Origin of the sequence: Flexivirga oryzae, from assembly GCF_014190805.1 — a bacterium.
GTDB classification, from domain to species: domain Bacteria; phylum Actinomycetota; class Actinomycetes; order Actinomycetales; family Dermatophilaceae; genus Flexivirga; species Flexivirga oryzae.
The window spans coordinates 1654585-1678590 of sequence record NZ_JACHVQ010000001.1; the positions used below are offsets into that span (position 1 = coordinate 1654585).

Sequence of the window (24006 nt, forward strand, 5' to 3'; positions counted from 1 at the left end):
ACCCCTCAGACCGGGCGCTTACGAGCCGAACCGCGGTTGAACGACCGCTGTCCCTGACCCGTGGGCACCTGCCGCGGCGGTGAAGCCTTGGCGGTGGGTGAGCCGTAGTACGCCTCGTCGTGCCGGCCCGGCAGGTCCTTGTCGGCGCGGGCCTGCTTGCCGTCCTCGTCCGCCGTGTCGGTGTGGCTGTGCCCGTGTCCATGGCCGTGACCGTGCCCGTGGCCGTGGTCGAGCGACTCCGGGACGTCGACGTTGGGGTCCAGCAGGCGTGGGATGTTCCGGGTGGCCAGTGCGAGGTCACGCTCGTACTTCATGACGACGTTCAACGTGTCGGCGAGGACCGACGGTGAAAGCTCGTCGACACCGAGCACGGCGAGAGTCCTTGCCCAGTCGATGGTTTCGGAGATGCTGGGCGACTTGCGCAGGTCGAGGGTGCGCAGGGTGCGCACGACGTCGACGAGGTGCTCGGCGACCGAGTCGGCCAGGCCGGTGTCCTTGGAGCGGATGATCTCCAGCTCCCGGTCGGCGGCCGGGTAGTCCAGGAAGAGGTGCAGGCAGCGGCGCTTGAGCGCTGCGGACAGGTCGCGTGTGTTGTTGGAGGTCAACAGCACCAGGGGCGTGGATTGCGCGACGAAGGTGCCGATCTCCGGTACCGATACCTGGAACTCGGCGAGCAGTTCCAGCAGCACCGCCTCGAGCGCCTCGTCCGCGCGGTCCACCTCATCGATGAGCAGCACGACCGGCTCGGGTGACTGCACGGCCTCCAGCAACGGGCGTGGGGCGAGGAAGCGCTCGGAGAAGAACACGTTGTCCTGCGCGGCGATCCGCTCGACCGCCGAGTTGAGGTCGTCGGTGTCGGCGATGATGTCGCCGATCTTCTCGCGCAGCATCTGGGTGTAGAGCAGCTGCTTGCCGTAGTCCCACTCGTACAGGGCCTTGGTCTCGTCCTGGCCCTCGTAGCACTGCAGCCGCAGCAGTCGGCGCCCCGTGGCGGCCGCGACGCTCTGCGCGAGCTGGGTCTTGCCGACCCCCGCGGGTCCTTCCAGCAGCAACGGCTTGCCGAGCGCGGACTGCAGGTATGCCGTCGTCGCCAGCCGGTCATCGGTGAGGTAGCCGACGCGGTGCAGCCGCGTGCGGGCGTCCTCCACGCTCTGGAAGTCCGGGTCGAGGTCGTCCGGCTCGGTCGCGGTTTCCTGGCTCACGGGTGTTGTCACGGGACTCTCCTTGGCGGGGCGGCGGTTGGGCGGCGCTGCCCGCCCCGAGGCGATATCGGTGCGGGCAGCGCTCGTGGTGGGGCCGGACGGCGATGGGTCGTCATACGGCCGTGGTGGTCCGGGACGGATCAGCTGAGTAGATCGTCCAGGTCACCGTTGAAGCAGTGCTCGACGACCGGGCGGACGGTGTCGAAGGTGCACTCCTTCGGGTTGCCGGGTGTGCAGGTGTCGCCGAGGACGTGGTTGGTGATGTTGTCGACGTCCTCCTTGTCGCCCTTGACGACCTTCTTGCCCTCGTAGTACTTCGTCGGGCCCTGGCCGAGCCGGTTCTTGATGTAGCTGTCCTGGGTGACGTCGGTGAACTTCTCCGGGATGCCGACGTCCCGGAGCAGCCGGATGCCGGCAGCCAGCGCGGCGTCCGCGGCCTGGACGTCGGTCATGCCGTGCGTGTCGACGCCCATCGCACGGGCGATGTCGGCGAACCGCTTGTAGCAGACCGGCATGTTGAACGCCCAGACGCGCGGCAGCGCGATCGCGTTGTTGAGTCCGTGGTGCAGGTCGTAGAACGCGGACACGGCGTGGCTGATCGAGTGGATGATCCCGAGGCCACCGGAGTTGAACGCCTGAGCGGCGATGTACTGCGCGTACATCATGCCTTCGCGGCCCGGCAGGTCCTGCGGGTTCCAGGTGGCTTCGCGCAGGTTCTGCGCGGTCAGCTCGATGGCCTGGAGGGCCGCTCCGAGGGACGGCGGGAAGTTCAGCCGGGAGGTGTACGGCTCGGATGCGTGTGCCAGTACGTCGAATCCACACTGTGCGGTGAAGTCGATCGGCGTGGAGTAGTACATGGTCGGGTCGTCGATGGCCAGCGAGGTGATCGCGGCGTCGTCGAACGCGACGTACTTGTGAGGCTTGTCGGGGTCGGTGGTGGTGTCGGTGATGACGTACGCCCACGAGGTCTCGGAGCCGGTGCCGGCCGTGGTGGACACGGCGATGTGCGGCGGGTTCTTGGGGTTCTCGCTCTTGTTGAAGCCCTCGAACTCGTTGATGTTGCGGCCGTCGTGTGCGACCGAGATGCGCGCGCCCTTACAGGCGTCGTGCGACGAACCGCCGCCGATGGAGACGAACGAGTCGCACTTGTTGTCCTGGTAGAGGGCTACGGCGTCCATGACGTTGTAGTCCTTGGGGTTGGACTCCACCTTGTCGTAGAGGACGACCTCGAGGCCGTGGTACTTCATCGACTCCACGATGTTGTGCACGACGTCGGAGCCACGCAGACCGGTCGTCATCACGAGGGTCTTCTTGAAACCGAGTTTCAGCGCCTCGGGACCGATCATTTCGGCGCCGCCCGGGCCGAGAAGGGCCCGCGGGAAGGGGTGGAACTCCTTGATGGGGAACGGTTTCAGTAGCTCATCAACTTGCATTGGAACTCCTCAGTGAGTGATGGGCGCAGAGGCGCAATCGGACTTCATGCCGACACCCTTCGACCGTAGAAATGTGACCCACGTCTCGGCACCGCCCTTTCGGCCGCGCCTCGCTGTCCTTCCGACGAGGAGACGTACCTACCCGCTCGGGCAGGCCTACCCGAGCGGGTAGGTCTACGCCGTCCGGCCGGTGGGTGACCGCCGGAGGCGGTATACCTAGCGTGTGGGTAAGCGCCTCATATCGGGCGCCCGCGCTTCGGCTCCCGCCGGGTGCGGCCTACTCCGCGAGGAAGGGAGTCACCGTGGCCACCGAGGAACTCGAGCACGACGCTGTGGATCAGGCCGACGCACACGTCGAGGAGGTCGTCGCGGACGACCTGGTCGAGGACGTGTCGATCGACGGAATGTGCGGCGTCTACTGATGCTGGATCAGGCATGGGCGCTGAACGACTCGGTGGCGCTGCGCCCCGAGCCGTTCGGCGCCCTCGCCTACGACTTCACCACCCGCCGGCTGTCGTTCCTGAAGGACCCTGCGCTGGTGGATGTCGTGCGGCAGTTGCGCGAGCACGATGGTGTCACCGAAACCCTTGATGCGGTGGGTGTTCCACGCTCGGAGCGCCCCCGCTTCCGTGCCGCGCTGCAGCGGCTCGCCGACCAGCAGATGATCGTCCCGAGGAGTCCGCAATGACCGCAGTCGCCGAGCGCCCTGCGCCCACCCGACTGGTGGATCACTTCGAGTTCGGGCTGGATGCGCCGATCTGCCTCACCTGGGAGCTGACCTACGCGTGCAATCTCGCCTGCGTCCACTGCCTCAGTTCGTCCGGACGGCGCGACCCGCGTGAGTTGACCACCGATGAGTGCAAGGCACTGATCGACGAGTTCGAGCGGATGCAGATCTTCTACGTCAACATCGGCGGCGGCGAACCCACGGTCCGGCCGGACTTCTGGGAGCTGCTCGACTACGCCGTCGCCCACCATGTCGGCGTCAAGTTCTCCACCAACGGCTTCCGCATCACCAAGGAGCGCGCCGAGCAGCTCGCGGCGACCGATTACGTCGACGTGCAGGTGTCGCTGGACGGTGCGACGGCGGAGGTGAACGACCCGATCCGCGGTGCGGGCACGTATGACGCGGCGATCCGCGCGATGGACAACCTGCGCGACGCCGGGATGAAGGATTTCAAGCTGTCGGTGGTCTGCACCCGGGAGAACATCCCACAGCTCGACGAGTTCAAGAAGATCGCCGACGACCACGGCGCGCAGCTGCGGCTCACCCGGTTGCGCCCGGCCGGCCGCGGAGCGGACGTCTGGGAGCAGCTGCACCCGCTGCCGCACCAGCAGCGCGAGCTCTACGACTGGCTGGTCGCCAACGGCGAGCAGGTCCTGACCGGTGACTCGTTCTTCCACCTGTCCGCGTTCGGCAGTGCGCTGCCCGGCCTGAACCTGTGCGGTGCGGGACGGGTCGTCTGCCTGGTGGACCCGGTGGGCGACGTCTACGCCTGCCCGTTCGCGATCCACGAGAACTTCCTGGCCGGCAGCATCCGGGACGGCGGCTTCCAGCACGTCTGGCGCGACGCCGAGCTGTTCAAGTCGCTGCGCGAGCCGCAGACCGGCGGGGCCTGCACATCCTGTTCGGCGTACGACTCCTGCCGGGGCGGCTGTATGGCGGCGAAGTTCTTCACCGGGATGCCGCTGGACGGCCCCGACCCGGAGTGTGTGAAGGGCAACGCGGAGTTCGTGACGGCGGGTGACCGCCCGGCCCCCTCGCAGGACCACTCCCACAAGGGGACGGTGCGCAACGCGCCGGTGCCGGTCAGGATCGGCCGCCGGCCACCGACCACGCTGTGCAACGAATCACCGGTGACCGCAGCGGACTTCGCATCGGCGGGCGGCACTGATCGAGACAGGTGACGCTGGTTGAGTAGCGGAGGAGCGGAGCGGGAGAGCGTAGCGAAACCCACCGCTCTCGGTGACACGACCAGCGGTGACGCCACCGGCGCGCGGGTGCTGCTCGTGCCGCTCGGCAGCGTCGAGCAGCACGGCCCGCACCTACCGTTGTCGACCGACTCGGTCATCGCGCGTGCGGTGTGCGAGCGCGTCGCGGACTCCCTTGCGACACACGGCTCCTCGGCCGCGGTGGCACCCTGTGTGGAGTTCGGCTCCAGCGGCGAGCACGAGGGGTTCGACGGGACGATCTCGATCGGCCAGGACGCCTTGGAACTGGTCGTGGTCGAGTTGGTGCGTTCGGCGCGCCGGTGGGCACGGCGCATCGTGCTGGTGTCCGGGCACGGCGGCAACGCGAGCGCGTTACGCCGCGCGGTGCGGCTGCTGCGCCACGAGGAGCCGGTGGTGGCCTGGACGACGTGTGCGGAGCCGGGCTTCGACGCGCACGCGGGCCATGCCGAGACGTCGATGATGCTGGCACTTGCGCCGGCTTCGGTGCGACTCGACCGGGCCGAGGTGGGCAACACCGCACCCGCCGCGGAGCTGTGGCGCGCGCTGCGCAACGGGGGAGTCGCGGCCGTGGCGCCCAACGGTGTGCTGGGCGACCCGCGCTCCGCCTCGGCCGACGAGGGCGAGCGGATGCTCACCGCGCTGGGCCGTCGCATCAGCGAACAGGTCCTGCTGATGGACGATCCGGGCGGTGTGGACGCGAACGGCGCCCTCGCGCGTGAGACGCTGTCGGCATGACGCGCGTGGTGGTCCTGGGAGGCGGCGGCCGGGGGATCGGCGCCGCGACGGCACGGCTGCTCGCCGCGCGTGGTGACCGGGTGATCGTGCTGGACGCCTTCGACACCAGCGATGACTTCTACCCTCTTGCCGACGAGTCGGACCGCCTTGCGTTACAGGGGGTTCCGGGTGTCGAGACAGTGACCGTCGATCTGCGCGAGGACGACGAGACCAGGGCGGCGGTCGCATCCGTCGTCGACCGGCACGGCCACCTGGACGCGGCGGTCGCCTTCGCCGGTGCAGTGACCGGCGGTCGTCCGTTGTGGGAGACGGACGACGAGACGTTGCGCCGCGCGATCTCCTTCAACACGCTGACCACGTGGCACCTCGCCCGGGCAGCCGTCCCGCAGTTGCTCACCCGGCCGGCGACGGCACAGCCCACGTTCGTGGCGTTCACCAGCGTCGCGGGCGAGCGGGGTCTTTACGGCCTGGCGCCCTATGTCGTGGCCAAGCACGCGACAGCCGGCATCGTGCGTGCCCTGGCAGCCGACCTGGTCGGCACATCGGTCACGGCCTGTGGGATCGCGCCGGGCTCGACGGACACCACGATGCTGCGGCAGACCGCCGCGACCTACGGCCTGAGCGATGTGACCGAGTTGGCGCAGGGTCAGCACGGCAGGCGCCCGCTGCGACCCGACGAGGTGGCCAGGGTGGTGGAGTTCGCCCTCGACGCCGGCCCGGTCGTGCACGGCTCGATCCTGCCGGCCGACGCGGGCTTCGGTCGTGTCTGAGCCCGACCGCCTGCCACCGGGTTTCACGGTCAAGCTCGGCACCTGGACGCATCGCTGCACCGACGGCCGGACCCTGTATGGCGACGCCGGCACCCTGCTGCGGCTGCGCCCGGCCGCGGTCGACCGCATCGACGGTGACGGCGTGGTTCGTGTCGGGGACGCCACGTCGGCGACCCTGGCGCGGGTGTTGCTGGACCGGGGGATGGCCGAGCCGATGTGGGACGATGCCCCGGGCGTGGCCGGCCTGGACGACATCACCCTGGTGATCCCGGTGCGTGACCGTGCGGACGGGGTCGACAGGTTGCTCGCGCAGTGCGGGGGAGTGCGGGCGATCGTGGTGGACGACGGGTCACGCGAGCCCGACGAGCTGCGCGCCGTGTGTGACCACTACGGCGCCCGGGTCGTTCGGCACGAGCAGTCCCGAGGTCCGTCGGCGGCACGCAACAGCGGTCTGGCACTGGTGCGGACCGACCTGGTCGCGTTCGTCGACTCCGACATCGTGCTGGGCGCCGGAGACCTGGTCGAGCTCCGGCGGCACTTCGCCGACCCGCGGGTCGGTCTGGTGGCGCCCCGCATCCTGGGCCTGGTGGAGGACGGCGGTGTGCTGCACCGCTACGAAGCGGCCTGCTCGTCCCTGGACCTCGGGGACCAGCCCGCGCTGGTGCGTCCGCACGCGCGGGTCTCGTACGTGCCGAGTGCGATGATGCTCGCCCGGAAAGCCGCCCTGGGCAACGGTTTCGACGAAGCGATGCAGGTGGCCGAGGACGTCGACCTGGTATGGCGGTTGTCCCGCGACTGGGCGATCCGCTACGAACCCGCGGTCCGGGTACGGCACGAGCACCGCACGCGGTTGCGTGAGTGGTTCGGCCGCAAGCTGCTCTACGGCACCGGCGCAGCACCGCTCGCGGCGCGGCACGGCCGGGCCGTCGCGCCGGTGGTGCTCACGCCGTGGACCGCAGCGGTGACGGCCGGCCTGCTGGCGCAACGGCGGTGGAGCCCGGTGCTGATCGGCGGGTCCACCGTGGCGCTGTGGTTCAGCCTGCGACGGCGCTTCGGCTTCGCCGAGGATCCGTCCGGCTCGGCAACCGCGCTGACGAAGGTGGCGATGCGGTCCACGTTGGAGCAGGCGGGCGCGGTCGTCACCAGGCACTACGCGCCGGTCACCCTTGCGCTGCTGCCGTTCTCGGCGCGCGCCCGGCGGGCCTACGCGGTGTCCGCCGTCGTCGCGGGTCTGGTCGACTACCGCCGCACGCGGCCGACACTCGACCCGGTCCGGTTCGTCGGTCTGCGCACCCTGGACGACCTGGCCTACGGGCTGGGCGTGTGGAAGGGCGTCATCGATGCCCGCTCGCCCGGCGCCCTGATCCCGTTGGTGCGCTCCGGGCTCCGGTCGGCGAGCACTGCCGACGGCAGGTGACCGGCGCCTGCCAGGGTGTTCGACATACGCGCAGATCAGTCGATAGTGTCGAATTCCCGGAGATGCCGCGCGGAAAGGTCTCGCCTCAGATGCACAACTTCGCCCATGATCCGAGGACGCTCCTCGATCGGACGTTGCCGCGGTCGTCGCCGCGATGAGCGTGGCCAAGCTCGGACTGGGCCTCGCGGCGGTGGGCAGGCCCGCCTACATCACCAGCGGGCGAGCCGGTGACCTCGGTGGAGATCGGTCCCCGGAGTCGTTGCGCCGGCGGGCCGCGCAGGTGCTGGATGCGGGGTACGACGCGGGTATCCGCTACATCGACGTGGCCCGCTCGTACGGGCTCGCCGAATCGTTCGTGGCGAGCTGGCTGGCCGATCACCCCGACCTCGACGTCGTGGTCGCCTCGAAGTGGGGCTACACCTACGTCGGGGGCTGGCGGATCGCCGACGACATCACGCACGAGGTGAAGGACCACTCGGGATCGGCCTTCGACAAGCAACTCCAGGAGTCGCTGGTCCTACTCGGGGCGAATCTGCGGGTCTACCAAGTGCATTCGGTGACCCCGGACAGCCCGGTCCTGATCGACCGGACGCTCCAGGAGGCACTGGCCCGGCTGCGGGACCGCGAGATCCGCGTGGGCTTCTCGACCTCGGGACCGCGCCAGGCGGACGTGATCCGGGCGGCGCTGGACATCTCGGTCGGAGGGCGCCGGCTTTTCGAGGTCGTGCAGTCGACGTGGAACCTGCTGGAGCAGTCGGCGGAGACGGCCCTCACCGAGGCATCGCGGCTCGGCCTCGACGTCGTCGTCAAGGAATGCCTCGCCAACGGCCGGCTCGTCGACGACACCGATGAAACCGACGACCCGGACCCGCGGCTGCCGGAACTGCGGGCCGTGGCTCAGCGACTGGGGATCGGGCTCGACCAGCTGGCGATGGCGACGGCGCTGGCGGCTCCGTGGGCCGACCACGTTCTGTGTGGTGCCGTCACCACGGAACAGGTCGAACGGGCGCGCGCAGCGGCGGCCTTCGTGCTGCCCGGCGAGTCGATCGTTGCCGCGAGAGCGGTGCCGCAGGACGCGGAGCAGTACTGGCACGACCGGTCGGCGCGGCCCTGGGCGTGACGGTCTACTGGGCGCTCGGAAGGACCGGCCAGCTCTGTGCGCCGAGCTCGCGCGAGACTGCCCGGGCGGCCGATCGCACCTCGTCCGCGGGGTCCTTGGTCGATGCGCCGGACAGCACGACGCCGATGGCCCCGACCACGGAGCCCGAGGTGTCGAAGATCGGGGAGGCAACGGCGCTCTCCCCGAGCACCGCCTCGTCCTGTTCGCGTGCGACCCCGGTCGTGCGCACGGCCGACAGCTGTGCCTGAAGGTCCGCGGGTGACGTCAGCGTCTCGCCGGTCATGCTGCGCAGCTCGCCGGCGCCGAGAACCCGCTCGCTGTCGTCCGGGGAGAACGCCAGGATCGCCTTGCCGAGTGCGCTCGCGTGGGCGGGTATGACGATGCCGACCTCCGGCATCTGGCGGGTTCCATCGGCGCGCGGCTCGTGGTGGATGATGATCACGTCGTCCAGGAGGAGCACGCCGGTCCGCACCGCGAGACCCGTGCGGGTGGCCAGATCCTCGGCCCACGGGATGGCACGGGAGCGCAGCTCCAGCGTGTCGAGGTAGACGTTGCCGAGGCGCAGCACCGCCGGCCCGAGCTGATAGCGGCTCGATCCGCGCTCCTGCACCACCATGCCGTGCTCGACGAGGGTGCGCACGATGCCGTGAGTCGTCGAGGGGGCGAGTTCCAGCCGCGTCGCGAGCTCGGCGAGGCTCAGCCGCCGCGCACCCTGGAGCGCTGTCAAAACCCTGATGGCGCGGTCGACCGACTGGATCACGGCTGCATTGCCTCCAACTTGAACGGTTGCTGAGACGAGTATGCCGAACGTGCTTGCCGTGACCTGAATCACAGGTGTACGGTCGGCCTGTATTCGACATTATCGAATCATATTCACATTTGAGGATCACTGACTGCGCCAACGCCTGATATCCACATCGGAGAGCACCATGAAGAAGTTCATCAACGACCCGGGTGACGTCGTCGCCGACGCCCTGCTGGGCGTGGCAGCCGCCCACCCGCAGCTTCGGGTCGATCACGACCACAAGATCATCCTGCGTGGCGACAGCCCGCGCCCGGGCAAGGTCGGCATCATCTCCGGCGGCGGCTCCGGCCATGAACCGTTGCACGGCGGCTTCGTCGGTGTCGGGATGCTGGACGCAGCCTGCGCCGGCGAGGTCTTCACCTCACCGGTGCCCGAACCCATCCTGACCGCCACCAAACTCGTCGACGGCGGGGCCGGCGTACTTCACGTGGTCAAGAACTACACCGGCGACGTCATGAACTTCGAGATGGCCGCCGAACTCGCGGCTGCCGAGACCGGTGTCGACGTCGCGTCGGTGGTGACCGACGACGACGTCGCCGTCCAGGACTCCACCTGGACGGCGGGCCGCCGTGGCGTCGGGGTCACCGTGCTGCTCGAGAAGATCGCCGGCGCCGCAGCCGAGGAGGGCCGCAGCCTGACCGAGGTCGCCGACGTGGCCCGGCGGGTCAACGAGCAGGGTCGCAGCATGGGAGTGGCACTCACGTCGTGCACCGTCCCGGCAGCGGGCCGACCGACCTTCGACCTCGGCCCCGACGACTTCGAGCTCGGCGTCGGCATCCACGGCGAGCCCGGACGGGAGCGGCGGCCGATGGCGTCGGCGGCCGAGATAGCCGAGATGATGGTGGAGCCGATTCTGGCCGACCTGCCGTTCCGGACCGGGGACGCGGTGATCGCGCTGGTGAACGGTCTGGGCGGAACACCGCTGCTCGAGCTCTACATCATGTTCCACGAGGTCGACCGCATCCTGTCCGCACACGGCATCTCGATCGCGCGGTCTCTGGTCGGGAACTTCATCACCTCCCTCGACATGGCCGGTTCGTCGGTCACCCTGCTCAAGGCCGATGCCGAGTTCCTCAAGCTGTGGGATGCTCCGGTGAACACTCCGGCGCTGCGATGGGGAGTCTGATGATGGAGATCACTGCCACCGCGCTGAACGCCTGGCTGCACCGTTACGCGGAACTCGTCACGAAGGAACGCGACCACCTGACCGAGCTCGACTCCGCCATCGGCGATGCCGACCACGGTGCCAACCTGGAGCGCGGTATGACGGCGGCGGTGGCCGAAACTCGACGGGGCCGAGACCGCCGACCTGGGACCGTTGCTCACCAAGGTCGGTATGACGATGGTCTCCACCGTGGGCGGCGCCAGCGGCCCGCTCTACGGGACGTTCTTCCTCCGGGCGGGCACGGCACTCGGCGAGGCCACCGCGGCGTCGGCGCAGCAGTTCGGTTCGGCACTTCGGGCCGGGTTGGAGGGTGTCGTCGCCCGCGGGAAGGCACAGGCAGGAGACAAGACGATGTATGACGCGCTCGCGCCGGCGGTCGACGCCTACGAGGTCTCGGTCGCAGCGGGTTTCGACATACCCGACGCACTGGACCGGGCGCGGGTCGCAGCGGCCACGGGCCGCGACGCGACCACTGCCATGCGTGCCCGCAAGGGTCGCGCCAGCTACCTCGGTGAGCGCAGCGTCGGACACCAGGATCCCGGAGCGACCAGCGCCGCCCTGCTGTTCGCAGCCGCCGCCGAAGCCCTGTCCCGTTGAACGCGCAGGGGACCGCGCCCGCCTCCGACAACCCGAGTGTCGGCATCGTCGTCGTCTCGCACAGCCGCGCCCTCGCCAAGGCGGCACTCGGTCTGGCCAGCGAGATGCTGCACGGCCGTCCGCTCCGGATCGAGCTGGCGGCCGGACTGGACGCGACGTCGTTCGGCACGGACGCCGCGCAGGTCAAGACCGCGATCGAGGCCATGGACGGTCCCGCCGGCGTGGTGGTCCTGATGGACCTCGGAAGTGCGGTGCTGAGCGCCGAACTCGCGCTCGACCTGCTGGATGACCAGACCATGCGTGAGCGCGTCGTGCTGTCGGCCGCTCCCATCGTCGAGGGCCTCGTCGTCGCCGCAGTGGCTGCATCGGGCGGTGCCAGCAAGGAGGAGGTCGCCGCCGAGGCGCAGGCGGCGCTGCTGGGCAAGCGGGCGCACCTGGACAACTCCGAGACAGCTGCCGAGCAGCCGGGACCCACGGACACCGATGTCACCGGGACGTTCACCGTCGGCAATGCGCACGGCCTGCACGCACGGCCGGCTGCGCGACTCGTCAGCGAGGTCAACCGGCTCGATGCGACCGTGACGCTCACCAATCTCACGACCGGCGCCGGCCCCGTTCCTGCGGCGAGCCTGAGCCGGGTCGCGACGCTCGGTGCCGAGCAGGGGCATCAGCTGCGGGTCGCCGCGGCCGGGCCGCAGGCCAAGGAGGCGGTCGACCACGTCGTCGCGCTGGCGGCCCGGCAGTTCGACGAGACGGAGAGTGACGGTCCGCCGCGCGGTCCGGCGACGCAGACCCGGCCGGCCACCGGGCCGGTGGGTGTCTCGCCCGGCATCGCCATCGGACCACTGCGGCGGTTCGCCGCACCGGAGGTCGACGTCGTCGACACCGAGATCGGCGAGCCCGGCGACGAGTGGCGCCGGGTGGTCGAGGCGATCGCCCGCGTCCGCAAGGACATCGAGCACGTCCGTGCGCTGACCGTGCGCGAGGTCGGTGAGGACGAGGCGGCCATCTTCGATGCGCACCTCGGGCTCCTCTCGGACGCCGAGATCCTCGGAGCGGTCAAACGGGGCGTGCAGCGCGGCGAAGGTGCGCTCGGCGCCTGGTCGGCGGCGCTGACCCGGGTGGAGAACGAGCTCGCGAACCTGTCCGACGGCTACCTGCGTGGCCGAGCCGCGGACGTGCGCGCGGTCGGTGACCAGGTGCGCCAGGTGCTCGCCGGTGTGGCGACCGGGCTGGACCTGGCAGAGGGCCTCCTGGTCGCACGCGACCTCACTCCCGCGCAGGCCGCAGCGCTGGATGCCGAACGCGTGCACGGCGTCGTCCTGATGGCCGGCAGCGCCACCTCGCACGCCGCGATCCTGATCCGCTCCCGCGACATACCGCTCGTGGTCTGCGCGGGGACCGCACTGGCCGAGGTCCCGGACGGGACGACCCTGGTGGTAGATGGCGCGGCCGCGGAGGTCTTGATCGATCCGCCGGCTCAGGTGGTCGAGCAGTACCGGACCCGGGCCGCGGCGCTGGTCGACCAGCGACGCCGCGATCTCGCGTCGGCTGCCGAGCCCGCGGCGACGCTCGACGGCACGCCGGTCACCGTCGCCGCGAACATCGGATCGGTCGACGACGCACGGACGGCCGCGAACTGCGGCGCCGACGAGGCCGGCCTGGTGCGCACCGAGTTCCTCTTCCTCGGCCGCGACACCGCCCCGAGCGTCGAGGACCAGGAGCGGCACTACGCCGAGATCGCCGACGCGCTCGGCGGGCGGCGGGTCACCCTGCGGACCCTGGATGTCGGTGGCGACAAACCCCTTTCGTACGTCACCATGCCTACGGAGGACAACCCGTTCCTCGGTGTCCGTGGGCTCCGGCTGGCCCTGGAGCAGCCCGACCTGCTGCACGCCCAACTTGCGGCCATCTCCCGGGTCGCTCGGCGAACACCGGTCAACGTGATGTTCCCGATGATCTCGACGCTGCGGGAGCTGCGGGAGGCACGCGCGGCACTGGACCGGGCCTGCGGGTCCGACGGGCTCCCGGGCCAGTTGCGCGTCGGGATGATGGTCGAGGTCCCTGCGGCCGCGCTGAAGGTCGAGACCTTCCTGCCCCACCTCGATTTCGTGAGTATCGGGACCAACGATCTGACGCAGTACACGATGGCGGCCGAGCGCGGGAACCCCGGCGTGGCCCGGCTCTCCGACCCGCTCGATCCCGCTGTGCTGCAACTGATCGACCACGTATGCCGGGCCGGCCGGGGGCGGGCACTGGTGGCGGTCTGCGGCGAGGTGGCATCGGATCCGGACGCGATACCGCTCCTCGTGGGTCTCGGGGTCCAGGAGCTCAGCGTCGCGCCACGCATGGTGCCGAGGGTCAAGGCGCAGGTGCGTGACCTCGACGTCGGTCACTGCGCCGTGCTGGCCAAGCGGGCGCTGACGCTGGCGAGTGCCGCGGACGTGCGAGCGCTGCTCGGGTGACTCAGGCCGCGCCGGCCGGCCGGGTCAGGCGCTCGTCCTGCGGGCGAAGAAGGAATCCACCGCGGAGTGGAACTCCTGGAGGGCCACAGCCGGGACCTCGTCGGACCCACCCGTGGCGGGATCGGTACGGGTGACCAGCCGCAGCGCGTGCTTCGCGGCCGACAGCGCAGCGACCGGATGGGCGGCGACGGTGGCGGCGATTTCGCCTGCAGCGCGGAGGGTTTCGCTGTCGGGCACGACGCGGGTGATGAGCCCGACGTCGCGTGCCTCGCGTGCGTCGAGCAGCCGCCCGGTGAGGTAGAGGTCCGCGGCCGACGCGGCGCCGGTGCGCGACGAGACCCGTGCCACGAACGCCGGTGAGGCCTGGATGCCGAGTCGGGCGATCGGCATGCCGATGCGGGCGGACTCAGCGAGCACGGCGATGTCGCACGCGAGGGCGAGTTGGCATCCGGCGCCGGCCGCCACCCCCTCGACGGCAGCGATGACCGGCACGGGTGCGAGCTCGATGCGGCGCAGGCACTGCTCGATCACGGTGAGACTGTGTTCGACGTCACCGGCAGTCGCGCCGGCCCACTCGCTGAGGTCGGAACCCGAGCAGAAGGTCGTGCCGTGCCCGGTCAGGACGATCGCGTGAATCCGTCCGTCGTCGCACTGGCGAGCGATCTCCGCGTCCAGTCGCACCCAGTCGGCCTCGCGCAGTGCGTTGCGTCGGCGGCCGTCACCGAGGGTGATCGTGGCGACGGATCCCGTTGTGGTCACTGCGATCCGGGTCATGATTCGTGCTCGCTTCCGGTCGCACGGGTCGACGGCGATCGCAACGACTCGAGGATCGAGGCGGTGTGTTCGCCGTGCACCGGTGATGCGTGGCGTAGCGCGGCCGGGGTCCCGGAGAGCTTGAGTGGGGTGCCGAGCGTGCGGACGCTGCCCAGGGTGCTGTGCGGTAGGTCCACCACCATCTCGCGGGCGGCGAGCTGAGGCTGGGAGAGTGCGTCCGGGACGCTGTGGATCGGTCCGACGGGTATGCCGGCCTCGGTGAGCAGCTGCGCCCATTCGGTGGCGGTGCGTTCCTTCAGGGCTGTTTCGATGAGCGGGAGCAGGGTCTCGCGGCGTTGCACCCGGTCGGCGTTGGTGGCGTATGCCGGGTCGTCGGCGAGGTCGGCCAGTCCGACGGCCGGTGCGAACCGCCGCCACAGCGCGTCGTTGCCCACGGCGATCATGATCTCGCCGTCGGCGGTCCGGAACGCTTGATAGGGCACGATGTTCGGGTGTGCCGAGCCGTGGCGTCGTGGGGTGTTGCCGGAGGCGAAGTAGTTCTGTGCGACATACGTCAGCCAGGATGTCTCGGCGTCCAGCAGCGCGATGTCCACGTGCTGGCCGTGGCCGGTCTGCTCGCGCGAGCGGAGGGCGGCCAGCACCCCGATGGTGACCCACATCCCGGCGGCCAGGTCCGCACCCGCGACTCCGAATCGCACTGAGTCGCCGTCGGTTTCGCCGGTCACGCTCATGATCCCGGACATCGCTTGGGCGATGGCGTCATACCCGGCGCGTTCGTGCAACGGTCCGGTGTGCCCGAACCCGCTGACCGAGCCGTACACGATGGTGGGGTTGCGTTGCGCGAGTTGTTCGTAGCCGAGGCCGAGCCGTGCAGCGGTGCCGGGGCGGAAGTTCTCCAGCACCACGTCGGCCGTGTCAGCCAGCTGGAGGGCTGCGGCGCGGCCGGCGTCCGATTTCAGGTCGAGTGCGAGCGAGCGCTTGCCGCGGTTGACGGCGTGGAAGTAGGCCGCGTCGTCACCCTGGAACGGCGGTCCCCAGCCGCGGGTGTCGTCGCCGGTGCGGTCGTCCTCGACCTTGATCACATCGGCACCGAGGTCGGCGAGGATCATCGAGGCGAACGGTCCGGACAGGACGCGGGTCAGGTCGAGGACTCGCAGACCGCTCAGGGCGCCCTCGTGGGTCTGCCAGGCGCCGTCGGCTGCCGCGGCGGAGTTGCTCATGCCGCCGCGCCGTTCGTGGTGGCCGCCTTCTCGGGGACCACGGGGGAGTGGGTGCTCGCCGCGGCGGTGTCGCGGCGCGGCATCAGCACGAGCGCGCCGAAGGCCAGGACACAGCAGCCGACGATGTACCAGCTGATGCCGACGCTGGAGCCGGTGCTCCGCAGGATCGCGGCCGCGATGAGCGGCGCGGGGCCGCCGGCGATGACGGACGCCAGCTGGTAGCCGATGCCGGCGCCGGAGTAGCGCAGACCGGTGCCGAAGCTCTCGGCGATCAACGCCGCCTGCGGGCCGTACTGCATGTCGTGGAAGACCAGGGACAGGACGATCGCGAGCAGGATGAGCCCGGAGTTCTTGGTGTTGAGCAGCCCGAAGTACGGGAAGGCGAACACCGCCGACGCGACGATGCCGATGCCATACACGACTCGGCGCCCGAAGCGATCCGACAGGTGCCCGAACAGTGGCACCGAGACAAGTCCGAGGGCGGCCGCGATGAGGGTGTCGTTGAGCAGCTCACCCTTGTCCAGGTCGAGGTGCTTGGTGCCGTAGGTCAGCACGAAGGTGATGAACAGGTAGAACGGGGCCTGCTCCGACATACGCACGAACGCCGAGGTGAGGATCTCGCGGGGCTGCTCGCGGATGACCTGCAGCAGCGGCTGCTTGACGACCTGCTCGGTGCGCTTGATCTCGGCGAACTCGGGGCTCTCCTGCACGCGCAGTCGCACATACATGCCGATGGCGACCAGCACGATGCTGGCCAGGAAGGGAACCCGCCAGCCCCACGAGTCGAACTGTGCGTCCGTGGTCACCGCGCCCATCAGCTTCATCATCGCCGTGGACAACAGCAACCCGATCGGCACGCCGAGCTGGGGCCAGGACGCCATCAGGCCGCGCCGTTTCTCGGAGCCCCACTCCATCGACATCAGCACCGAGCCGCCCCACTCGCCGCCGACGCCGATGCCCTGCGCCACCCGCAGCAACACCAGCAGCGCCGGGGCGGCGATACCGATGCTGGCGGTGCCGGGCAGCACGCCGAGCAGCACGGTGGCCGCGCCCATCAACATCAAGGTGGTGACCAGGGTGGCCTTCCGGCCGACCCGATCGCCGAAGTGTCCGAAGATCGCGGCGCCGACGGGCCGTGCCGCGAATCCGACGAACAGCGTCGCGAACGACTCCAGCACGCCGGCGAAGTTGGAGCTGCTGGGGAAGAAGATCTTCGGGAACACCAGCGCTGCGGCGGTCCCGTACAGGAAGAAGTCGTACCACTCGATGGTGGTCCCGACGGTACTGGCGATGACCGCCCGACGGCGTAGCGCCGACAGGTCGGATCCGGTCTGGGAGCTCATGCGTTCACCTTTCATAATTGGCTAAGCCAATCAGCCACTGGGCCATGACGAATACTGCCCCAGTGGCTGAGCCACGTCAAGACCCTGAGAGACTGATCGGGGGATCGGCGGAGGTGATTGGCGATGGCGGACACGTTGCGTCCGGTAGGGCGGACGCGGCTCTACGAACAGGTGATCGCGCGACTGCAGGAGCACGTCGCGCAGTCGGGTCTGACCGCCGGGTCGCGCCTGCCGCCGGAGCGGGAACTCGCCGCCCGGCTCGGGGTGAGCCGCGCGTCGGTCGCCCAGGCGATCGTCGCGCTCGAGGTGCAAGGGCTGGTCGAGACCCGGCACGGCGGCGGCATCTACCTGGTGCGGGACCGGCTCGAGGTCGATTCGCTGCCGGACCTCGTCGCGCGCAAGAAGCGGCTGCCCGACGTGCTGGATGCGCGGGACGCGCTGGAGACCAAGCTCGCGGCACTCGCGGCGGAGCGGCGCACCGAAGCGGACCTGGCCGCGATCGATGCCGCGCTGGTCTTCATGCAGGGGCAGATCGACCGCGAGGAGGTGCCCATCGAAGGCGACCGGCGCTTCCACACGGCAGTGACCGCTGCAGCCCACAGCCACCTGCTGGAGGAGTTCTACGGCGAGATCCGCGACGCGATCGCGGAGAGCCGACGCGAGTCGTTGCGGCAGCCGGACCGCCCCCGTCAGTCGTATGCCGACCACGCGCGGATCGCCGCCGCGATCCGCGCCGGCGACGCACGCGAAGCGGCCGAGGCGATGCACGGCCACGTCGATCACGTGAGCACCGTGCGGTTGCTCAGCTGGGAGCCGGACGACGAGGATTCGTGACCGGGCGGCGGCTGTCGCCGATCCGGTGAGCGGGGCTGATGCGGGAGCGAATCCGATGTTCGGCGCCGGGCTACGATGCTCGACATGTCATCGCTGATGAGAGGTTTCCCGACGGAGGAGAGCACCCGAGTCACCCAGGACAACTGGCAGGAGCCGGCCAACGTCCAGTGGTCCTTCCGGCACATGCGGGAACTCATGGGCAGCCATCGCATCGCCGCCGGGCCCAAGGCCCGATCCCTCCCCGAGGGCGCCCGAGCCGACCTCTCCGCAGTGCCAGTGACGCGGCTGACCCGCGGCACTCAGACCGTCCAGGACGTCATCGACACGACGCACACCGATGCCCTCGTCGTCCTCCACGACGGCGTCCTCGTCGCCGAGCAGTATGCGGAAGGGATGAGCACCGACTCCGTCCACCTGATGATGTCGTGCTCGAAGTCGGTCGTCGGGTGCGTCGCCGGGATCCTCGCCGAACGCGGTCTCCTCGACCCCTCGGCCGCGACGACCCAGTACGTCCCCGAGATCGAGGGATCGGGGTATGGCGGGACGAGCGTTCGTGACCTGCTCGACATGCGCACGGGCGTGGCGTTCTCCGAGGCCTACACCGATCCTGACGCGCAGGTCCGCGTCATGGAGCGCTCGATGGGGTGGCGACCGCTCGCAGCGGGCGACCCCGTCGGGGCCTACGCCTACCTCGCGACCCTGGGGCGCGAGAGCGACCACGGGGGAGCGTTCACCTACCGCTCCGCCGACACCGACATGCTCGGCTGGGTGTGTGAACGGGCCGCCGGCGTGCGGATGGCCGACCTCATCTCCGAGCTCGTGTGGGGTCCGATCGGCGCCGAGCGGGACGCGGAGATCACCTGCGACACGATCGGGACGGCGGTCCACGACGGCGGAGTCTCCGCGACCGCCCGCGACATGGCCCGCTTCGGCCAGATGCTCCTCGAGGACGGAGTCGTCGACGGCGCAACTGTCGTGCCGCCGTCGTGGATACATGCGGCATACGACCGCCCCGCCGACGTGCGCGCCGCCTTCGCGGCTTCCGACAACGAGCCCGTGCTGCCCGGCGGGTGGTACCGCAACCAGTTCTGGTTCGTACCGGCCGAGAACGACGTCGCCCTGGTCTGCCTCGGGATCCACGGCCAGATGGTTTTCGTGCACCCGGCGACGCGTCTCGTCGCGGTGAAGCAGTCGTCGTGGCCGTCGGCCCAGGATGTCGATCACCTCGTCGACACGCTGCGCGCCTTCCGCGTCCTCGGCACCGCTCTCGCCGAGTCCTCTTGAGCGACCCGGCTTCGGTGACCGGCTATTTCACGTAGGCGATCGGCATCACGGCCGGTGCGTCGTCGATCGGCTCGGTCACGTACTGGGAGCGGATGGCCTCGATCAGGGCCCGGCACCTGGCGGTCAGCCCTTCACTGGTCTGCATCCGGCCCTTGGTGACCAGGATGCCCAGGTCGGCGCCCTTGAAGCGGTAGTCACCCTTGGCATACACCCGCAGGAAGAATGCCTCCTCCGCCGTGGTGATGTCGTGCCAGTCGTTGCTCACCGCCTCGAAGACGAACGAGCCGTCGTCGCCGAGCCGCCAGGTGCCGGTCCGCGGTGCCGCGTGGATGAGGTCGACGCCGTCGTTCGGCTCCTTCATGATGAGCTGCGACCAGACGTCGACGGCCGCGAGGTCGCGCCAGCGGGCGTTGATCTCTTCCACGTCGACGGTGTAGTCCACGTCCATGAACTCCAGCAGGTGGAACAGGAACAGCGGGACGTCGGCGTACGCGCCGGCGGTGACGTTGGTCATCGAGGAGGCCCCGGAGATGCGGGGGTTCAGCTCACCGAGGTAGACCTCATCGGTGGCGAGGTCGACGAGCACGTCGATCTCCAGGAAGCCCTTGTACCCCTCCTTGGCGAGTCGGTCGCCGAGCTTGCGGACATGCTCGATGGCGCGCGACCGCTGGTCGAGCGTGAGCGCATCGGGGAACAGGTCGTTCCCGCACCAGCCGCCCTTGTAGGGGGTGAGTTCGGGGTAGCCGGTGAGGTCGACCATGAAAGGGCCGACGATCGTCCCGTGCCGGGTGATGCAGGCCTCGACGGCAACGGCCTTGTTGTCGATGCGCTTCATGATCTTGAGGTCCTGGCCGACCATGTCGTCGGCGTACTTGTCCCAGTCCTCCTCCGCGGCGACGAAGAACGTCGTCTTGCCGGAGTCCCCGTAGGGCGTCTGGATGACCAGGTCGGTGCCGAGACCGTTGTCCTCGGCGAGCGTGGACAGCTGCTCCCACGACTCGGCGCGGCCCAGGACGTTGGGCACCGACGGTGCGCCGGCTTCCGTCCCGAGCTGGGTCGTGACGATCTTGGAGTCGAGACGTCGGCGCAACTGGTCCGGCGGCAGGATGAGGTCGTAACCGAGCTCCTCGCACAGCTCCTCGGTCTCCTCGTCGAAGAAGACCATCGCGACCATCGGCCGCCCGCCCCGGCTGGCCAGATAGGCCTGCACCTCCCGGTCACGCAGGAGGTAGTTGTTGATGTGTTCGCTCGACTCGAACTCGACATACGGCTTGTTCTTCGGGCTGAAGACGCGCGGGTGCCCGCCGTCCCACGAGTCGTAGTAGGTGACGTACCGGAAGTTGCGCACCCAGCGATCGATGCCGAGGAGATTGAAGGCGGTCGGGCCGAAGAAGTAGATCGGCTGGTCGTTGGTCCGGAAGAACGTGCGGATCTCGGGTATGCCGTTCAGGTGGCTCTTGAAACTCATGGGACGTCCTTCGGTGGCGGGGAGTGGACGGATCCGGTCGGTGGGGTCGCCGACGGGAGGTTTCAGGTGCGGACCGGAGCAGGGGTTCGCCGACGCATCGTGGACGAACCCCGCCGGAAGCCGGCTGCGACACCGGGCAGACCACGCCCGGGACGCGACCTCGGGTGATGCCCCGGGGCCGCGAGGATGCCGTCGATCGTGTCGCACAGGCGCAGCGTGTTCTGGCTGCGATCGGGGTCGACGGGGTGCGGCCAGTGCGACAGCTTGACGCACACCGTGCCCGTCCGACGGCACACGTGGATGAGCTGGCCGTGGATGCCGATGCACAGCAGTACGTCGCCGTAGGGGCCGGGCCGGAACCACATCTGGTTGCGGTACCAGCCGCCCTGATAGACCTGCTCGCTCGGCGACTCGACGAAGGCCGAGCGGATGTCGGAGTCGACACCCCACGCGTCCCGCAGCCAGCGGGCGGGCACGACGGTCTGCGGCTGCGGGTCCTCGCCCTCCGGGGCGCGCAGATCGGGCACCGTTCCCCCGTCCAGCAGCATCTGACCGAAGCGGGCCAGGTCGCGAGCACGAGCCGCGAAACCTCCGTCGTGTATGGCGGATCCGGTGACGTCGCACGAGATGTAGGCGTCGTCCTCGGCACCGATCGGCTCCCACACGAGCTCCGACATGAGGTCTGCCATGGGTACGCCGGTGGCGGCCTCACAGACCCAACCGAGGACGTCGGTCTCACTCGACCGGTAACGGAACGGGCCGCCATGCGGCCGCTCCTGCGGGAGAGTGCTCAGGTAGGCGTGCATACCGGTGTCGGCGAGCCGGCGATCCAGCTCGTTGACATCGGAGGAGGGGTCGAAATACGCCTCGATGAACCGGACGCCGCTGCGCATGTCCAGCAGGTTGCGCAAGGTCGCGTCGCCGTAGCCGCTGGGGCTCAACGCGGGAACGTAGGTCGAGACCGGAGCGCTCAGATCGAGGACGCCGCGCTCCGCGAGCACCGCCACGACGCAGCCGACGATGGACTTGGTGATCGACAGCACGGCGTGCCGGTCGTTCCCGCCGCCCTCGTAGGCGTACTCCTCGTGCACGAGCTCGCCGTCCTGGAGCACGACGAACGCGTCGGTCTCCGTCGCGTCGAGCAGTTCACGCACCGTCGCCTCGGATCCGTCGTGCCGGGTCACCGGGATCTCGTCGACCGGCAACTCGTGCGTCGCCGGGGGAAGCGGTCGCACCGGCCCGGACCCGCGCGACACGGTGTGGGTCGGGGCCAGCTCGTCGAGGTGCCAGACGGCCCACTCACCGTACGGTGGGTCGAGCCAGTTCTCGCCACTCGTCCCCGGGTGACGGTCGGGCGGAGCGGACGGCATGGCGGTCATCGTAGCCCGGCAGGTCGCAGTGCGGGGCCGAGTCTTCGTAACGACTGTAACGCCGTCGTATAGCGCTCTTTTGAGCGACTCTGGACGGTCGGGCGTAACGGTCGTTACACTACCCGCCACCCAGCCGAGACAGCGTCGTCTCGCCGGAACTGCTCTTGGAGGACCGCCCATGACTGTCTTCGCTTCGCCGCCCCGTCCCGTCGCCCGTCCTGCGGAGGCCTGACATGGGCGGCGCTGGACCGGAACTGAAGAAGGGGCTGAACCAGCGCCAGCTGACGATGATCGCCATGGGTGGCGTCATCGGAGCGGGCCTGTTCGTCGGGTCCGGTGTCGTCATCCAGACGACCGGCCCGGGTGCGTTCCTCACCTACACCCTCTGCGGCGTCCTCATCATCATGGTGATGCGGATGCTCGCCGAGATGGCGGTCGCCAACCCGTCGACGGGGTCCTTCTCCGACTACGCCCGCTCGGCGCTCGGCGACTGGGCCGGATTCTCCGTCGCCTGGCTGTATTGGTACTTCTGGGTGATCGTCGTCGGGTTCGAGGCCGTTGCCGGCGCCAAGGTCATCAACTTCTGGCTGCCCGACGTGCCGACCTGGCCGATCAGCCTGGTCCTGATGATCCTCATGACGGGGACGAACCTCATCTCGGTGTCGTCCTTCGGTGAGTTCGAGTTCTGGTTCGCCGGGATCAAGGTCGCGGCCATCATCGTGTTCCTCGTGGTCGGGACGCTCTTCGTCCTCGGGTTGTGGCCCGGTGGGCACCTGGACTTCAGCAACCTCACATCCCACGGCGGGTTCCTACCGAAAGGTGGGTGGGCGATCACAGCCGGTGTCGTAACCGTCATCTTCTCGATGGTCGGCGCCGAGATCGCGACGATCGCCGCGGCGGAGTCGGACAACCCGGAGAAGGCCGTCGCGAAGGCCGCGAACTCGGTCATCACCCGGATCTCGCTCTTCTTCGTCGGCTCGATCTTCCTGCTGGCGGTCATCCTGCCGTGGAACTCCGACGACCTGGCGGCCTCGCCATACGTATCCGCCTTCGAGAAGATCGGCATCCCGTTCGCCGACCACCTGATGAACGCCGTCGTCCTCACCGCCGTGCTCTCCTGCCTCAACTCCGGCATGTACACCGCTTCCCGCATGCTGTTCGTCCTGGCGGCGCGGCGAGAGGCACCTGCGGCGATGGTGTCGGTGAACTCCCGCGGTGTCCCGGTAGTCGCGATCCTGACTTCCTCGGTCATCGGCTTCCTCTGCGTCATCGTCGCCGCGATCTCCCCGGACACGGTGTTCAGCTTCTTGCTCAACTCCTCCGGGGCGGTCATCCTCTTCGTCTACCTGCTCATCTGCATCTCCCAGATCGTGCTGCGATACCGGACGGATGAGAGCCGGCTGAAGGTGAAGATGTGGCTGTTCCCGGCACTGTCGGCGCTGACCACGCTCGCCATCTTCGCCGTGCTCGTCCAGATGGCGCTCGACAAGAGCGTCCGGATCCAGTTGTGGCTGAGCCTGCTGTCCTGGGCCGTCTTCCTCATCCTGTTCCTGATCAACCGGGCGCGGATCGCGCGTCTGCCGGAGCCTGTCGCGCCCGAGCCGACGGGGGTCGCGCACCGCGTCCTCGTCCTCGCGAACCAGACGCTGGGCTCGGACGAGTTGATCGGTGAGCTCGGGCGGATCGACGCGACCGGCAAGGCTGAGTACTACGTATGTGTGCCGGCGAGCCCGGTGGAGACCGGTGTGGCGGCGACGCACGGCGCGGTCTCGGTCGCCGACGCGACGGTCCGCGCCGCGCAGGAGCGGCTCGACCTGACGCTGGACACACTGCAGTCCAACGGCCTGGCGGCGGGTGGCGCCCTCGGCGATTATCGTCCGCTGCGCGCACTGCAGGCGGCCACCGAGGAGTTCAAGCCCGACCAGATCGTCGTGGTCACCCTGCCGGCGTCGGAGTCGGTCTGGCAGCGCTTCGACGTCGTCGACCGCGCCCGCACGCTGGGCGTACCGGTGACGCACGTCGAGGCGAAGTCCCTGTCGGCCTCGGTCTGA

General features: G+C 69.4%; 21 protein-coding genes. 13 read left to right on the forward strand and 8 right to left on the reverse strand.

Translation table 11 applies throughout. The annotated features are described in order from the left end of the window. Nucleotides 1-5: 5 nt before the first annotated feature. On the reverse strand, nt 6-1214 hold the full coding sequence (locus FHU39_RS07605) for an AAA family ATPase (protein ID WP_183319791.1): 1209 nt from the start codon (nt 1212-1214) through the stop codon (nt 6-8). Between the two features lie 128 nt (nt 1215-1342). Next, complete coding sequence (gene mdo / locus FHU39_RS07610) at nt 1343-2635, reverse strand: NDMA-dependent methanol dehydrogenase (RefSeq protein WP_183319792.1); 1293 nt, start codon at nt 2633-2635, stop codon at nt 1343-1345. Between the two features lie 302 nt (nt 2636-2937). Here mdo and mftA point away from each other — a divergent pair, with 302 nt between their 5' ends. From mftA to FHU39_RS07645, 7 genes are all read left to right on the forward strand, one after another. Next, nucleotides 2938-3057, forward strand: a complete 120-nt coding sequence (gene mftA / locus FHU39_RS24950) for a mycofactocin precursor MftA (protein WP_343065777.1) — start codon at nt 2938-2940, stop codon at nt 3055-3057. Then, a complete protein-coding gene (gene mftB / locus FHU39_RS07620) occupies nt 3057-3323 on the forward strand; it encodes a mycofactocin biosynthesis chaperone MftB (RefSeq protein ID WP_183319793.1) in 267 nt (88 codons plus the stop codon). The genes mftA and mftB overlap by 1 nt, the downstream gene beginning before the upstream one ends. Further along, nucleotides 3320-4543 (forward strand): mycofactocin radical SAM maturase, encoded by a 1224-nt coding sequence (gene mftC, locus FHU39_RS07625; RefSeq protein ID WP_183319794.1) that lies wholly within the window; start codon nt 3320-3322, stop codon nt 4541-4543. Before mftB ends, mftC begins: the two co-directional genes overlap by 4 nt. 6 nt (nt 4544-4549) lie before the next feature. After that, on the forward strand, nt 4550-5323 hold the full coding sequence (mftE, locus tag FHU39_RS07630; protein WP_183319795.1) for a mycofactocin biosynthesis peptidyl-dipeptidase MftE: 774 nt from the start codon (nt 4550-4552) through the stop codon (nt 5321-5323). Further along, nucleotides 5320-6093: a mycofactocin-coupled SDR family oxidoreductase gene (locus FHU39_RS07635; RefSeq protein ID WP_183319796.1), complete on the forward strand. Its 774-nt coding sequence runs from the start codon at nt 5320-5322 to the stop codon at nt 6091-6093. The genes mftE and FHU39_RS07635 overlap by 4 nt, the downstream gene beginning before the upstream one ends. Further along, nucleotides 6086-7510 (forward strand): mycofactocin biosynthesis glycosyltransferase MftF, encoded by a 1425-nt coding sequence (gene mftF / locus FHU39_RS07640; protein WP_183319797.1) that lies wholly within the window; start codon nt 6086-6088, stop codon nt 7508-7510. Before FHU39_RS07635 ends, mftF begins: the two co-directional genes overlap by 8 nt. Before the next feature lie 154 nt (nt 7511-7664). Further along, entirely contained in the window at nt 7665-8630 is a 966-nt protein-coding gene (locus tag FHU39_RS07645) for an aldo/keto reductase (RefSeq protein ID WP_183319798.1), read from the forward strand. A 4-nt stretch (nt 8631-8634) separates the two neighbouring features. Here FHU39_RS07645 and FHU39_RS24955 read toward each other — a convergent pair whose 3' ends face one another. After that, nucleotides 8635-9390, reverse strand: a complete 756-nt coding sequence (locus tag FHU39_RS24955; RefSeq protein ID WP_183319799.1) for an IclR family transcriptional regulator domain-containing protein — start codon at nt 9388-9390, stop codon at nt 8635-8637. Nucleotides 9391-9559: 169 nt separating this feature from the next. Between FHU39_RS24955 and dhaK the strand changes: the two genes are divergently transcribed. From dhaK to ptsP, 3 genes are all read left to right on the forward strand, one after another. Continuing rightward, the gene (dhaK, locus tag FHU39_RS07655; RefSeq protein ID WP_183319800.1) at nt 9560-10561 is read left to right on the forward strand and encodes a dihydroxyacetone kinase subunit DhaK; all 1002 of its coding nucleotides are present in this window, start codon (nt 9560-9562) and stop codon (nt 10559-10561) included. A gap of 210 nt (nt 10562-10771) precedes the next feature. Continuing rightward, nucleotides 10772-11197 carry a dihydroxyacetone kinase subunit DhaL gene (dhaL, locus tag FHU39_RS07660; RefSeq protein ID WP_343065778.1) on the forward strand — a complete coding sequence of 142 codons (426 nt, stop codon included), beginning with the start codon at nt 10772-10774 and terminating at the stop codon, nt 11195-11197. Then, nucleotides 11194-13662: a phosphoenolpyruvate--protein phosphotransferase gene (ptsP, locus tag FHU39_RS07665; RefSeq protein ID WP_221185171.1), complete on the forward strand. Its 2469-nt coding sequence runs from the start codon at nt 11194-11196 to the stop codon at nt 13660-13662. The genes dhaL and ptsP overlap by 4 nt, the downstream gene beginning before the upstream one ends. A 24-nt stretch (nt 13663-13686) precedes the next feature. On the opposite strand, the gene FHU39_RS07670 is transcribed toward ptsP, so the two are convergent. Genes FHU39_RS07670 through FHU39_RS07680 form a run of 3 tightly spaced genes read right to left on the reverse strand, consistent with a single transcriptional unit; the run spans nt 13687 to nt 16999 of the window. Further along, nucleotides 13687-14436: an enoyl-CoA hydratase/isomerase family protein gene (locus tag FHU39_RS07670; RefSeq protein ID WP_183319801.1), complete on the reverse strand. Its 750-nt coding sequence runs from the start codon at nt 14434-14436 to the stop codon at nt 13687-13689. Then, nucleotides 14433-15656, reverse strand: a complete 1224-nt coding sequence (locus tag FHU39_RS07675; RefSeq protein WP_183319802.1) for a CaiB/BaiF CoA transferase family protein — start codon at nt 15654-15656, stop codon at nt 14433-14435. Before FHU39_RS07675 ends, FHU39_RS07670 begins: the two co-directional genes overlap by 4 nt. Then, nucleotides 15653-16999 (reverse strand): MFS transporter, encoded by a 1347-nt coding sequence (locus tag FHU39_RS07680; RefSeq protein ID WP_183319803.1) that lies wholly within the window; start codon nt 16997-16999, stop codon nt 15653-15655. Before FHU39_RS07680 ends, FHU39_RS07675 begins: the two co-directional genes overlap by 4 nt. Before the next feature lie 123 nt (nt 17000-17122). On the opposite strand from FHU39_RS07680, the gene FHU39_RS07685 reads away from it, so the two are divergent. Together FHU39_RS07685 and FHU39_RS07690 are read left to right on the forward strand one after the other, a co-directional pair. Then, a complete protein-coding gene (locus FHU39_RS07685; RefSeq protein ID WP_183319804.1) occupies nt 17123-17833 on the forward strand; it encodes a FadR/GntR family transcriptional regulator in 711 nt (236 codons plus the stop codon). 84 nt (nt 17834-17917) lie between these two features. Next, nucleotides 17918-19117, forward strand: coding sequence for a serine hydrolase domain-containing protein (locus FHU39_RS07690; protein WP_183319805.1), 1200 nt, complete (start codon nt 17918-17920; stop codon nt 19115-19117). Between the two features lie 22 nt (nt 19118-19139). On the opposite strand, the gene FHU39_RS07695 is transcribed toward FHU39_RS07690, so the two are convergent. Further along, nucleotides 19140-20585 carry a biotin carboxylase gene (locus FHU39_RS07695; protein ID WP_183319806.1) on the reverse strand — a complete coding sequence of 482 codons (1446 nt, stop codon included), beginning with the start codon at nt 20583-20585 and terminating at the stop codon, nt 19140-19142. Nucleotides 20586-20647: 62 nt separating this feature from the next. Next, nucleotides 20648-21955: a serine hydrolase domain-containing protein gene (locus tag FHU39_RS07700; RefSeq protein ID WP_183319807.1), complete on the reverse strand. Its 1308-nt coding sequence runs from the start codon at nt 21953-21955 to the stop codon at nt 20648-20650. 233 nt (nt 21956-22188) lie between these two features. On the opposite strand from FHU39_RS07700, the gene FHU39_RS07705 reads away from it, so the two are divergent. After that, complete coding sequence (locus FHU39_RS07705) at nt 22189-24006, forward strand: amino acid permease (RefSeq protein WP_183319808.1); 1818 nt, start codon at nt 22189-22191, stop codon at nt 24004-24006.